Raw genomic sequence first — 12449 nt, 5'->3', positions numbered from 1 at the left:
GTCACCCCTCCTTTCTAACGATATAGCCTTCTTTCTCATGAATCGTCTCGTCTGAAGAGAGCACGAGTCGTTCTCCGGATGCTCGTTCGACTTCGTAGAATCGAACACCGTATTGAATGAGTTCTTTCGTAATCGTAACACGTTCATCCGTCTCCTTCGTCGGTCTTGAGACCAAGTTGACTGCCGTCAACGGATGCCATGTTTCTTCAATCTGAATGCCTTCCCCAAAAAAAGGGCTGGTCTGACTAAGCGTAATCGGCGTGCCATGATCGACGATTCGCCCCTGTTCTAAAACATAGACGATATCCGCCATCGCCATTGCCTCTTCCCGATCGTGTGTGACAAGGAGTGTCGTGACACCTTGTTCCTCGGTCAACTTCCGAATCAATGTCCGTAATTCCCGTCGTCTCGGTACATCTAGACTCGAGAACGGTTCATCGAGCAACAAGAAGTCCGGTTGACTCGCCATCGCACGAGCTAAACTTGCCCGCTGCTGTTCGCCCCCTGACAGTTCGTGAACAGCACTTTTTCCTCTTCCCTCGAGTCCGACGCGATGTAACCAGGATTCGAGTTCGATCGGTGTTAATTGTTTGGCACCGAGACGGATGTTCTGTTCGACGTTCAAATGTGGGAACAACAGCGACCGTTGAAACATCATCGTCACACCTCGCTGATTCGGCGAAAGAACAGTGACATCTCGGTCGCCGAACTGAATCATTCCGCTCGTCACTCTTTCAAGACCCGCAATCAGGCGGAGAAGCGTCGTTTTCCCACTTCCGCTCGGTCCAACTAAAGCCACACATTGTCCAGATGCGATATTTAAATCGATATCAGACAACACATGCTTCGTTCCAAATCGTTTATTGACTTGTTGTATCGTGACTTCCATTTAAACGCCTCCGTACGATTCGTATCCAACTAGAAAAAATAACGGCTTGTCCAGCATAAAAGAGAATGGGCAACCCGATCAACCAGAGTGTCGCTAGACGCGCCGCCCCTTGCGAATTACCAGAATACGCCGGGAATACTTCGAGTGATATCATGCGGACGATCCCACCACCAATCAACGCAACTAGTGCATACTGACTGATCGTGATCACCGTGACGAGTAGCGTCACGGATTGTAACGTCGAACGAAGCATCGGTCCCGTCAAATAGAACCAACGCTTGAACCGGTTCCCCTCAATCAAGACCATCTGTTCAAGCATCCGTTCTCCGAGCGCCTGAAATCCATTCGTGTACAAGCGAACTGTATACGGCAAGGTCGGCAGAAGCAACACGAGCAGGACACCAAAAAATCGATCTGCCAAACCAAGACGGATCCATGTCAAATAGAGACCGAATGATAGCAATAACACGGGAACGAACAGCGGCAAACTAATCAAGAACTCTGCTATACGAATCCGTTTCCCCGTTTGAAAGGCAATCGCTTTTCCTGCCATGTACCCGAAGAGATGATTTAACAATACGACGGCACAAATCATCGCGACGGTCGTGCCGAGCGTCGCTTCTAGGCGCGGATTCCAATTCCACTCTCCCGGAATTAAACCAATTAAAGGAACGATGAACAGGAGTACAACGAATACAGTCACACTGATTTTTTTTATCATTCGCTTCGCCCCCTACTGATCTTCGCTGCCAGTGGGCGTGTCAAACCAGTCATGAGCAACAATAGGAAGAAGAGTCCTCCCGTCAAAACGACACTCATTGCAAAAGCGAGTGGTTGCTCCGATAAATCGCCTTGTGTATACAAATCGAACGCATAGACGCCAAGTAATTTTGGATAGGTCACGCCGAGCAGTGCTGGGATCTCATATGCGAACAGGATGAAGGCAAGCAAGATAAATGCTGCCTCAAGCATCGGAACGAGTAGGAAGACGCCCCGCGCATGCCAAAATCGGCGCACTGGCGATAAACCGAGCATCATACCGAGTTCTTGATAACGCGAATCAAGGCGCCGGACCACCGGTAAGAGATAAAAAAACACGAACGGAATTTCTTTATACAGATACGTCAAGATGACACTAAAATAATTCCCTTCATGCGGTCCGATGACAGGCACATCACTCAAATAGAGAATCGCGAGGTATGCTGCTCCTAGATGAGGGATGAATAAAGGAATCGCAAGTAACGCAGCTAGTCTTGTTCTGCTCAAGAGCCGTGCGAGCACCACACCAATGATCAGCGCGAGCACCGTACTGATGATGGCCACGTAACTGCTGACGGCTAGACTCTCTAAAAAGACCTCATCCGTCAGTAGCTCGCGGTAATCAGCAGATGTCGTCATCGAGATACTGACCCATAACCCGTATAAGACCATCCCTGCCATCAAGAGTGCAGCCGGATACGCGTTACCGCGCCACACGAGACGGCCATTCCTTACGGATCATCTCGAAAATGGATGGGTCGAGTTCCGTCCGGACCTTTCCTTCAAAGACGCTTGGCTTTGGTGTCGACGGTGCAGCCGGTACATCAGCGAATTGCATTTGTTCTGATGAATCAAGTGTCGATAAATCAAGACTCGTTCCGTCTCCCCAATACGTCGCATCGTATTTTTTCAACTGTGCTTCTGGTGATAACAACGTATTGATCGCTACGAGTGCGCCCTTCGGATTCGGAGCGTTGAACGGTACGGAAAGGAAATGTGTCGACGCGATTGATCCATCCTTCAAGACGATTGGACGTGTTTCTTTCGGAAACGTTCCTGACTTCACTTCTTGTTCAGCCCGTCGTTCGTTGAAGCCCATCGTGAAATCGACGTCTCCCTTCGCGTATAACTGATCGAGTTGAGCAAGCGTCTTTGGATACGTCTTCCCTTTTTTCCAGAGATACGGTTTGATTTCGTTCAAATAAGCCCATGTCTTCTTGAAGTCTGCTTTCGGATCTTTTAAAGTGTCATTCGATTCGACACCATACATGACATGGCGGACAAAAGCATTCCCCGTAAAGTCCGTCACTTCCGGATACGTGAAGCGTCCTGGATTTTCCTTGACCCATGACTTCAGTGCTTTCAAGTCGGTTGGTGGCGACTTCACGTCAGCTGCGTCATAGTGCAACGTATATTGAACTTTCCCCCATGCGGCTTCAAGTCCGTCTGTTTTCGTACCACTATCTGAACTCTGTGCGGCAGCATCAACATATTTCATGTTCGGGAGGACTTTTGTGATTTCTCCATACAGTAAATCATCTTTTTTAGCATTTAAAAAATTATCGCCATTGATCCAGACGACATCGATGACACCTTTTTCCTTACCTGCCTGTTTCTCAGCACGCAGTTTTTGAATGATATCCGCCGTCTCGATCGGGACCCGTTCTAACGTGATGTTGTGTTCCTTCTTCAGACGCGGTGCTACGTATTCATCGATGTAGGCATTGATACCGTCATCGCCGCCCCACATGTACATCCGAACCGTTGACTTTTCCGCTTCTTTTTCGATCGTCTGATAAGAAGTCCCTAAGACATTCTTCGGTTCCGGTGTCGCATCCGGTGTTCCACAGCCTGCGAGCAGCGTACCTAGGGCAAGAAAGCTGATTACCTTTGTTTTCATTTATCGTTCTCCTCCGTCATCACTTTTTATCGAAGCCCGGTTTTCCTAACCACTCGATCAACCGTGGCATCACGCCGTACCCTTTTGCCGATAGCTCCATCCACCATGGTGCATTGACTTCACGTTTACGCCGCTCTATTGCTCGGACGACAGTCGAAGCTAGTCGTTCTTTCGATAGGACGATAGAAGCGACATTTTGCTCATACTTCCGGTCGACATCCGCACGGACAAAAAATTCTGTCGCGATCGGTCCTGGATTGACCGTCATGACGTGGATGCCTTTTGGACGTAACTCCAGACGTAACGCGTTCGAAAACTGCAACATCGCAGCTTTCGTCATGCAATAGATCGTTGATTTCGGTGTCGGCAACTTCCCCGCCTGACTGGCCACGTTGACGATCATGCCACCTTCTTTGAGTAATGGCAGACATGCCTTCGTTAAGCGAACGGGACTTAAGACGTTGATCCGGTGCATCGACTCAATCGTTTCAATCGAGGTATCGTCTAAGAAGCTGAATTCCCCGAAACCTGCGTTATTAATCAAAATATCAATCCGTCCATAACGATTTGCGAGTGTTTTTGCAAGAATTTCAGGCGCCTTTTCCAAATCGTAGACCAGGTAGTCTGCCTGGAGTTCAGATGCTAACGTTTGTAATCGATCCTCGCGTCGTGCAATTAAAATCAAGTTTGCGCCTTCTTTATGCAGAGTGCGCGCCAGTGCTTCCCCGAGTCCACTTGAAGCACCCGTGATGACAATCGTCCGGTTGATGAGCTGCATTAGACTTCCTCCGCTTTTGAATAGTAGAGGATACCTGATCGTTTCTCGACCGTGATCGCACCGCGGGCGACGAGTGTATCGAGGCGTGCTTTCATCTCACTCATGACAAGAGGGAATGATTTTTTCAATCGGTTTCCATACGTCACTTGTGCTAATTCGAATAACGTATGTTCTCCCGTAAAATACTTCAAGAGCTGATCACCACGCGCCTTGCGTTGCATCAATCGTTCTTCGACGAGTACCGCAACATCTCGAATCGGAGCACCATGTCCAGTGTAGGCGATTCGAATCTGCTCACTTTGTAATTTTTCTAAGGAGTCAAGATACGCAAGAACAGGACGTTTTACGAGCACATCATCACCTGGTTGCGGTTGTTCGAGCAATGGATTCGGCTCGACCCGGTCGAGCAGGTGATCGGCCGCGAACAATACACCATCGTCACTTAGAATTCCGATTTGGTCACTTGCATGCCCCGGTAGTTCGATGACCCGGTATCTCCCAGACGGCGTAATCGCGTCGCCTTCTTTTAATGTGAAATCAAGTTGACCTTTTCCAAGCCATTTCAAGGCAGATTGATAGCTTGGTAACATCTCTTGAATCGCTAGCGGAACGCCAAACGATGTCGCCAATCGACGCAAGAATGCGTCCCCGTTGTTCAAGAAGGTCTCGTCCTGTTCCAAGTATGGGCGTAATCGCGCATGTCCATAGACGGGAATGCCTTTCTCTGAAAAGCGATGTGCCATCCCAGCATGATCCGCATGGTGATGTGTCACGATGACACGATCTAAATCCTCGACCTGAAGTTCATGTCGTGCAAGCGTCCGTTGCATCGTTTGCCATGCTTCAAGCGTATCCGGTCCACAATCAATGAGGATGTTTTCCCCTTCCGTTCGTAGTACATAGCAGTTCACGTCTCCAACCGGAAATGGTGTCGGAATCGGAATCGGGATGATTTCGTCTGATACAGTCATACCTACACGCCTCTTTTCTCTCGTCCATTTTCTTTCATTATAGAGAGAATGAAGCTATAGCGCCAAACTTTGTGCGTCAAAGGGTGACATTTGTTTTCTAGCTTACGTTAAAGCGCGAGAAATGGATGCACAAAAAACCGACCTTTCCGCAGATTGAAAGGTCGGTCAGAAACTTATTTTAAGTTGAGGACTGTTAATTTGTCGCGTGTCATCGAAGCTAAGCTACGTCCAACGCCTTGAACGCCGAGACCCGATGATTTCACACCGATGAATGGGAAGTGGTCAGGACCACGTTCCGTCCGACCATTGATTTGAACAGAACCTGTTTCAAGCGCATCCGCTACTGCAAACGCAGCATCGATATTCTCTGTGAAGACACTTGCTTGAAGACCGTATTCTGATTCGTTTGAGTATGCAATCATTTCGTCAACTGAGTTGACACGGATGATTGGAAGAACTGGTCCGAACGGCTCTTCCCAAGCAACACGCATGTCGCGTGTCACGTTGTCAAGAAGTGTTGGTTCGATCAAGTTCGCCGTACGTCCGCCACCTGTGACGAGCGTTGCGCCTTTGTCTGTTGCGTCCGTGATCAAGCCTTCGACGAAGTCCGCTGATTTCGTATCGATGAGCGGCACGACGACGCTGTCTTGTTCAGGTGAACCGACTGTCAATTTCGCGATTCGTGTCTTGAGTTCTTCGATGAGTGCATCCGCTTGATGATCAAGAACGAAGACGCGTTTGATTGCTGTACAACGTTGACCTGAGTAAGAGAACGCCCCACTGATGATATGATCTGCCGCAAGTGACAGATTCGCATCTTCAAGAACGAGCGCTGGGTCTTTTCCACCAAGTTCAAGGACAAGTGGAATCATTGCCGATTGACGTGATAGATGTTGTCCAGTGCCTGTACCACCAGTAAATGTGATCATGTTGATGCCCGGGTGAGCCGTCAAGTAATCACCGATGACCGATCCACGACCTGTGACGATGTTGACGAGTCCAGCTGGAAGACCTGCTGCGACGAGTGCCTCGACCATCAAGATACCGCTGATCGAACCTTGTGTTGCCGGTTTGAAGACGACGGCGTTTCCTGTCATGAGGGCAGGTGCGAGTTTCGCTGCTGCCAAGTTGACTGGGTAGTTGAACGGTGAAATCGCAAGCACGACGCCGAGTGGTGCTTTTTTGATGACCGCGATTTTTTTCGCGCTACCACCAGGGAACGAATCCCCTTGCATCATCTGACCGTCGAAACGGAGACCTTCTTCCGCTGTGTAGCGAATGATTTCAGCTGTTCGTTTGACCTCTTTGACGCCATCTGCACGTCCTTTACCGACTTCGCGCATGATGACTTCACCGATTTCGTCCGCACGTTTTTCGAGTTCCGTTGCCCAAGCGTGAAGCAATTCAGCCCGTTTGTTCGCTGGTTGTTTTGCCCACTCTGCTTGTGCCGCTTTCGCTGAAGCGATGGCACGATCGACTTCCGGTTTTGTCATCGCTTGGACGCGACCGACAAGATCCTCTTTATATGGTGAAGAGATTTCAATCGTCTCTTTTGATTCACTTTCATGCCATTGTCCATCTAGTAAAAATGTGTAGGTTGTTGCTGTAGTCATTCCACTCTACCTCCATTTATTTTTATCTCTCTCATTTCAGTGTGTGGCTGCATAGCTTATTGTAATCAATTGGTCTGACAAATGCCAAACTTTTTGCTTAACATATTATGAAAGCGATTACAACACTTTTTTTGTCAATTCAGAACTAGAATTTTTAACATAGCATGCCGATAACTAGTCAGAAGTGAAGTGAAGGTAATGGAAAGGGGCACAACCATATGTATAATCAGCACGATATTTTATTAGAAGCCGGCACGAACGAACTCGAGATCGTCATCTTCCATTGCGGACCATACACGTTTGGAATCAACGTCATGAAGGTTCGGGAAATCATCGTTCCGCTCCCGATGACACCACTCCCAGGTACACCGGACGCTGTCAAAGGATTGATTGAACTGCGTGGCGAAGTCATGACAGTCATCGATTTGCCGACGGTCATTGGTGTTCCACACGATGAAGCAACCGAGGATCGATTGATCATCTGTGAATTTAATGGGGAAAAAAGCGTCCTGCGTGTCGATTCCGTGACGGAAATCCGTCGTATCTCATGGGAACAGATCGATACACCAAACGAACTCGCTCGTGGCATCGAAGGACTGACGAACGGTGTCGTCAAAACGGGCGACAAGATGATCATCTTGCTCGACTATGAAAAAATCGCACTTGAGCTCTCACGCAAGGATATCTTCGCCCGAGAAGAAGGACGTCGCGTCCAGTCCCGTGACCGGTCCGACAAAGTCATCTGGATCGCCGAAGACTCGGAAATGCTCCGGACATTGATCATCGAAACACTTGAGGAAGCCGGTTATCACGGACTGAAGTGGTTCATCAATGGTAAGGAAGCTTTTGATGCGTTTGAGAACGGAAGCAACTGTGACCTTTTGATCACCGATATCGAGATGCCGAAGATGGATGGACTACACTTGACGAAACGACTCCGTGAAGATGATCGTTATGCGGAATTGCCAATCATCGTCTTCTCTTCCTTGATTTCCGACGATTTACGCCATAAAGGTGAATCCGTTGGTGTCAATGCACAAATCACGAAACCGGAAATCGGTCGTTTGATCGAAACGGTCGATTCATACGTCTTATAAGAAAAAAAGCCGACAGCATGTCGGCTTTTTTGATCTATTCGATTACTCAACGCAGGGCGTCAATATTTTTTCCAGTAAACACATCGAGCCAGACGACACGGAATTCCACCATGCATTGCTCAATCCGATCGACGATTTCTTGTGTTCCGGTCATTGAACCAGATTCTGCTTCTTTTTCAAGCAGTTCGAAATCATCAGCTAAATCATCAGCGGCAACGGAATAGGAAGCACCTTTTAGCAAGTGAGCGAGCTTTTCAGTTTGCTCAGCATCTTGCTTGGCGACGGCATCTTTTAGTTCAGGAAACTTTCGATCGAACTGCGCGATATACGTTTCTCCGATTTTTTGAAGGAACGCGTGATCCCCACCCGCGATCGATTGAAGTTCTTCGAGCTTCTTAGCATTAAAAAAAGGCATGTCTTCCCCTCCTCTGTTTTCATCTTATCACTAATCTTCGTAAAAAAAAATCGGAGAATCATTTACACGCCATCGTTTCTATTTCTATAATGAGACAGTGAAGAGCAGGAGGGATAGACAATATGTTGACGATTTATCGAAGCGATGTCACCGGGGCAGTCAACGAGATACAGGAGTTCACGAAGGGTTCCTGGATCCATCTTGTCAATCCGACAAAGGACGAAGCCGACCAAGTCATCGCTGCTACGAATATTCCAGAGGATTTCATTTATGACCCTTTGGACGTGGAAGAAAAACCACGTTTTGAAAAAGATGAAGAAGGTTTACTGATGATCGTCGACGTTCCCTACATCGAAGAAGAATCATCAGGACGCCGTTATAATACGATTCCGCTCGGTATCATCGTGACATCCCGTCATTTCATCACCGTTTGTTCGCAACAGCTCGATGTCCTGACGTTATTCTCGAGTGGTAAGTTGCGAGGATTCCGGACGAATTACCGATCGCGCTTCGTATTCCAGATTCTCTATAAAGTCAGTTCCTCGTATTTACGTTTCTTGCGTCAAATCGATCGTCGTATGGACGAACTTGAGGAAGAACTTCAACGTTCGATGCGAAATCAAGAAATCTTTCAATTGATGAACCTTCAAAAATCATTGGTCTATTTCATGACGTCCTTGAAATCGAACGATGGTGTGCTCGATCGAATCATTAAGACTCCGAGTCTTGAGAAACATGAAGATGATGAAGATTTACTGGAAGACGTCTTCGTCGAACACCGACAAGCGATGGAGATGGCTCAAATCTATAAAGACATCATCAGTTCGACGATGGATACGTTTGGTTCTGTCATCTCGAACAACGTCAACTTCGTCATGAAGTTCCTTGCCTCGATTACGATTGTCATCTCGATTCCGACGATGATTTCCGGGATGTTCGGGATGAACGTCCACGTTCCATGGGAAGGAGAAGTCATCGGATTCTGGATTGTTTTCGGTATGATGATCTTCTTCTCTGGTCTTGCCGCCTTCATCTTATGGCGGAGAAGGTTCTTTTAGTTCAAGTAGATTCAGAGCTTGTATGACTCAAAAAAGACTCAGCGACGGTGCTTCCGTCGCTGAGTCTTTTCATTTACAGGTTAATTGATTTCGACCGTCACGAGACATAGGTCATCCGCTTCATCGCTTTGATCCGGTTGAATCAACTGATGGATGTTCGGTCCTTGTTGTTCGATCAGATTCTGGATGGCATGGATTCCTTCATCAATGCCTTTACTGTAGAGTTCCATGAAACCATCCGTGTACAGGTAAACACATCCTGGTGAGACGATGTCGATCGTCTTACTCGAATACGTCGAGTCTTCGAACATACCGACAGGAAGTCCCGTATTCTCAAGCGGAATGATTTGATCATTCATACGTAACAAACCAGGTGGGTGCCCTGCGTTCGCATAGCTGAGCTTCATCTCATCTAGGTCGATGTAGAGGTAAACGGCAGTGAAATAGATTTCTGTCTCGTCTCCCGGGAACAAACGACTCATCTGCTGATTCAATTCTTCAAGTACTCGTGCTGGATCACCAATCCGGTGCACGAGTTCGAACAAAATCGAACTCATTCCCATCGTGATCAGCGCAGAAGAGACACCGTGTCCCATGACGTCAAACAAGATGATGCCGTATTTATTCTGAGAGATGCGGTACCAGGCGTACATATCTCCCGCGAGCTTTTTAGAAGGGATATACGTCGCCATGATGCGGATCTCATCGTCTTCGATATTCGCACTGAGCACACTCTGTTGCAGTTTTTGCGCCAAATCAAAGTCTTCCTGTAATACTTTTTCATATCGTTTTCGCGCATCGATTGCTTGCTTCAGACCAATCGCGTTACGAACTCGCGCGAGCAATTCCGTTTTACGGATCGGTTTCGTTGTATAATCCGATGCTCCTGCATTCAGTCCATCAACGATATCTTCTTCGTTTGATCGCCCGGAAACGATCAGAATCGGTAATTCATCAAGACCAAACCGTTTTCGAATCAAACGTGTCGCCTCGATTCCGCTGATTCCTGGCATTTCGACGTCGAGGAGAACGACGTCCAACTGTTCGATGAATAACGGATCCTCCATCAATTCGATTGCTTCTTCCCCACTCATCGCCTTGACGACGTCATAGCCTTCATTTTCTAACAATCGCTCTAGGAGCATTAAATTCGTTAACTCATCATCTACGACCAAAATACTCATACGCCGTCACCTCGTTCCGTTTAACATGTTTATCTGACATCAGTTTAGCACACAACCTACAATTTCGTTTAGACGGAAGCTGCGTTTTCCGTCATACTAGAAAGTGAACGAAAGGAGGAGTGGACTATGTGGTTATATGTCGTCTCCATTCTCATCATCGTATTCGTCTTGGTCGCCTCGATCATCGTCATTTCGAAAGGATATGGCTACAAAGGCAACAAAGATGATATCGAAATCGATTATGATGAAATCAACCGAAAACTTCGTCACGAAAATGATGATGATTCATCCAACAAATGAACCTCTTAGACCATCATATCACGATGGTCTTTTTTATATTCATTTCAAATACATGTTATTTTTAAATGTTTTTTATTCACTCACAAGGGTATATCCATATCATGGTTAAATATTATCTCAAGGGAGTGTTCATCATGGAACCGAAGCTTCAACATGATCCACACGTAGCACACGCAGAACATCCGAATCGCCAGTTCGATCAGGAAGAATCATCAGGTCGTCAAATCAATCTCGTCACAGGGATGTTGCTCGGTGCCCTTGTCGGCGGTCTATTGACGCTACTTAGTTCTTCGTCTCGCCAAAATACGAAACAGAGTTTACGGGGAGCGAAAGATTCCGTCTCTACCCTCGCTTCTTCTATTAAGGAAGATCCGTCGGGTAAAGCATCACAAGTCATCAATCAAGTGAAGAGTGCTTCAAGCATCATTCAAGAAGTCGCATCTGACGTTCAAAATGTCTATGACAAAGTGAACACAGAGCTTGAAACGGTGAAATCAGATGCCTCGACGGTGAAAGAGACAGTAAATGAGACGAAAGGTGACTTGAATGCAATCAGCAATAAAGTCGTCGAAGCGAAGGATGTCGCACTCGGCAAAGAAGAACCACCTGCTGAGCATGATGCTTCCGACAAACAAGCAAATGATTCTCAATCTTCTGAAGAAAAACATAAAGGTGAAGGCATCTAATCATTCAATGCACTTCTTCTTTCTCCCCGACATGTTCAGCATGTCGGGGTTTTTAGCGTAGGAATTGAACAACGATCGCAACGCGTTCGCGCATTCCAAATCGAAGGACTCCTGAAAGTGGCGTTTCAGCCGGAATCGCATCCGTCTGTAAACCAAGTTGTTTCGCCTCTTGTCGCGCACGGTACAGATGAAAGTCTGACGTGACGATCGAGACGCGACGAACGTCCTTTGGCAACAACGCCTTGGAAAATTGTAGATTTTCCGTCGTTGATGTCGAGTCGGCTTCAAGGATCAACCGCTCTTCAGCAATCCCAGATGCCACCATCCCGCGACGCATCGCCTCTGCTTCTGAAATATCTTCATCTGGACCTTGTCCACCGCTCAAGATGAAGCGGACTTCTGAATGTTGTTTCCCATATGCCGCAGCTGCCTGAATCCGGTTATGTAGGATTTGCGACGGTTTTTCTCCTTTGACACCCGCACCGAGGACGATGACATACGGTGACGTCCCATCAGCGAGTGGCCGTTCCCCTTTATTAACGAAAATACCGACACTGTACCAGAAGGCGACACAAGCGACTAATCCCCCACCGACCATCCATTTGATGTTTCGTTTGTTAAACGTGCGTTTGATCATACCGTACGACCTCTCTACTAAAAAATGGCTTACGGTAGGCAATACGAATGGTTCTCCAAAAAAGTTTCAGCATAACAGGTTCGGACTCAATGAAAAAAGGCTGACTCAAAAAAGAATGACGCGTCTTTTCACGCCCTTTCCTCAGGCGAGACACAAGCCAGT

The 12449-nt window shown here is 47.3% G+C and carries 14 protein-coding genes; 4 read left to right on the top strand and 10 right to left on the bottom strand.

The genetic code is table 11. The features are described 5' to 3' along the window. Window position 1 precedes the first annotated feature (1 nt). The 7 genes from AC3B4V_RS01715 to AC3B4V_RS01685 form a co-directional block, all read right to left on the bottom strand. Entirely contained in the window at window positions 2-889 is an 888-nt protein-coding gene (locus AC3B4V_RS01715; protein ID WP_488377595.1) for an ABC transporter ATP-binding protein, read from the bottom strand. Then, window positions 861-1610, bottom strand: a complete 750-nt coding sequence (locus tag AC3B4V_RS01710; RefSeq protein WP_195865470.1) for an ABC transporter permease subunit — start codon at window positions 1608-1610, stop codon at window positions 861-863. Before AC3B4V_RS01710 ends, AC3B4V_RS01715 begins: the two co-directional genes overlap by 29 nt. Then, window positions 1607-2365 carry an ABC transporter permease gene (locus AC3B4V_RS01705; RefSeq protein WP_488377594.1) on the bottom strand — a complete coding sequence of 253 codons (759 nt, stop codon included), beginning with the start codon at window positions 2363-2365 and terminating at the stop codon, window positions 1607-1609. The genes AC3B4V_RS01710 and AC3B4V_RS01705 overlap by 4 nt, the downstream gene beginning before the upstream one ends. Further along, window positions 2352-3548 (bottom strand): ABC transporter substrate-binding protein, encoded by a 1197-nt coding sequence (locus tag AC3B4V_RS01700; protein WP_488377593.1) that lies wholly within the window; start codon window positions 3546-3548, stop codon window positions 2352-2354. Before AC3B4V_RS01700 ends, AC3B4V_RS01705 begins: the two co-directional genes overlap by 14 nt. A gap of 19 nt (window positions 3549-3567) precedes the next feature. Beyond that, entirely contained in the window at window positions 3568-4326 is a 759-nt protein-coding gene (locus AC3B4V_RS01695) for an SDR family NAD(P)-dependent oxidoreductase (RefSeq protein ID WP_075642049.1), read from the bottom strand. Further along, the gene (locus AC3B4V_RS01690; RefSeq protein WP_058265148.1) at window positions 4326-5297 is read right to left on the bottom strand and encodes an MBL fold metallo-hydrolase; all 972 of its coding nucleotides are present in this window, start codon (window positions 5295-5297) and stop codon (window positions 4326-4328) included. Before AC3B4V_RS01690 ends, AC3B4V_RS01695 begins: the two co-directional genes overlap by 1 nt. 173 nt (window positions 5298-5470) lie before the next feature. Next, the gene (locus tag AC3B4V_RS01685; protein WP_023467661.1) at window positions 5471-6910 is read right to left on the bottom strand and encodes an NADP-dependent glyceraldehyde-3-phosphate dehydrogenase; all 1440 of its coding nucleotides are present in this window, start codon (window positions 6908-6910) and stop codon (window positions 5471-5473) included. A gap of 218 nt (window positions 6911-7128) precedes the next feature. Here AC3B4V_RS01685 and AC3B4V_RS01680 point away from each other — a divergent pair, with 218 nt between their 5' ends. After that, complete coding sequence (locus tag AC3B4V_RS01680; RefSeq protein ID WP_023467660.1) at window positions 7129-8007, top strand: chemotaxis protein CheV; 879 nt, start codon at window positions 7129-7131, stop codon at window positions 8005-8007. Window positions 8008-8053: 46 nt separating this feature from the next. Here the strand turns inward: AC3B4V_RS01680 and AC3B4V_RS01675 are convergent, their stop codons facing one another. After that, window positions 8054-8422, bottom strand: coding sequence for an Hpt domain-containing protein (locus AC3B4V_RS01675; RefSeq protein ID WP_064300248.1), 369 nt, complete (start codon window positions 8420-8422; stop codon window positions 8054-8056). A gap of 122 nt (window positions 8423-8544) precedes the next feature. Between AC3B4V_RS01675 and AC3B4V_RS01670 the strand changes: the two genes are divergently transcribed. Continuing rightward, window positions 8545-9480: a magnesium transporter CorA family protein gene (locus AC3B4V_RS01670; protein WP_023467658.1), complete on the top strand. Its 936-nt coding sequence runs from the start codon at window positions 8545-8547 to the stop codon at window positions 9478-9480. 80 nt (window positions 9481-9560) lie between these two features. Here AC3B4V_RS01670 and AC3B4V_RS01665 read toward each other — a convergent pair whose 3' ends face one another. Further along, entirely contained in the window at window positions 9561-10664 is a 1104-nt protein-coding gene (locus AC3B4V_RS01665; protein WP_373953870.1) for a PP2C family protein-serine/threonine phosphatase, read from the bottom strand. Between the two features lie 126 nt (window positions 10665-10790). Here AC3B4V_RS01665 and ytzI point away from each other — a divergent pair, with 126 nt between their 5' ends. Next, window positions 10791-10964 (top strand): YtzI protein, encoded by a 174-nt coding sequence (ytzI, locus tag AC3B4V_RS01660; RefSeq protein WP_023467656.1) that lies wholly within the window; start codon window positions 10791-10793, stop codon window positions 10962-10964. 134 nt (window positions 10965-11098) lie between these two features. Continuing rightward, entirely contained in the window at window positions 11099-11650 is a 552-nt protein-coding gene (locus AC3B4V_RS01655; RefSeq protein ID WP_195865474.1) for a hypothetical protein, read from the top strand. A gap of 52 nt (window positions 11651-11702) precedes the next feature. Here AC3B4V_RS01655 and AC3B4V_RS01650 read toward each other — a convergent pair whose 3' ends face one another. Beyond that, window positions 11703-12287 (bottom strand): YdcF family protein, encoded by a 585-nt coding sequence (locus AC3B4V_RS01650; RefSeq protein WP_023467654.1) that lies wholly within the window; start codon window positions 12285-12287, stop codon window positions 11703-11705. Between the last annotated feature and the right edge of the window lie 162 nt (window positions 12288-12449).

The organism is Exiguobacterium sp. E17S (genome assembly GCF_057772545.1).
This window is presented reverse-complemented; position numbering and strand designations above follow the sequence as displayed.

What these genes read in the sequence shown, in the direction of transcription:
- AC3B4V_RS01695 (WP_075642049.1), bottom strand. Translation starts at nt 4,326, where the DNA reads ATGCAGCTCATCAACCGGACGATTGTCATCACGGGTGCTTCAAGTGGA.
- AC3B4V_RS01650 (WP_023467654.1), bottom strand. Translation starts at nt 12,287, where the DNA reads ATGATCAAACGCACGTTTAACAAACGAAACATCAAATGGATGGTCGGT.
- AC3B4V_RS01675 (WP_064300248.1), bottom strand. Translation starts at nt 8,422, where the DNA reads ATGCCTTTTTTTAATGCTAAGAAGCTCGAAGAACTTCAATCGATCGCG.
- ytzI (WP_023467656.1), top strand. Translation starts at nt 10,791, where the DNA reads ATGTGGTTATATGTCGTCTCCATTCTCATCATCGTATTCGTCTTGGTC.
- AC3B4V_RS01690 (WP_058265148.1), bottom strand. Translation starts at nt 5,297, where the DNA reads ATGACTGTATCAGACGAAATCATCCCGATTCCGATTCCGACACCATTT.
- AC3B4V_RS01685 (WP_023467661.1), bottom strand. Translation starts at nt 6,910, where the DNA reads ATGACTACAGCAACAACCTACACATTTTTACTAGATGGACAATGGCAT.
- AC3B4V_RS01700 (WP_488377593.1), bottom strand. Translation starts at nt 3,548, where the DNA reads ATGAAAACAAAGGTAATCAGCTTTCTTGCCCTAGGTACGCTGCTCGCA.
- AC3B4V_RS01715 (WP_488377595.1), bottom strand. Translation starts at nt 889, where the DNA reads ATGGAAGTCACGATACAACAAGTCAATAAACGATTTGGAACGAAGCAT.
- AC3B4V_RS01655 (WP_195865474.1), top strand. Translation starts at nt 11,099, where the DNA reads ATGGAACCGAAGCTTCAACATGATCCACACGTAGCACACGCAGAACAT.
- AC3B4V_RS01670 (WP_023467658.1), top strand. Translation starts at nt 8,545, where the DNA reads ATGTTGACGATTTATCGAAGCGATGTCACCGGGGCAGTCAACGAGATA.
- AC3B4V_RS01710 (WP_195865470.1), bottom strand. Translation starts at nt 1,610, where the DNA reads ATGATAAAAAAAATCAGTGTGACTGTATTCGTTGTACTCCTGTTCATC.
- AC3B4V_RS01665 (WP_373953870.1), bottom strand. Translation starts at nt 10,664, where the DNA reads ATGAGTATTTTGGTCGTAGATGATGAGTTAACGAATTTAATGCTCCTA.
- AC3B4V_RS01680 (WP_023467660.1), top strand. Translation starts at nt 7,129, where the DNA reads ATGTATAATCAGCACGATATTTTATTAGAAGCCGGCACGAACGAACTC.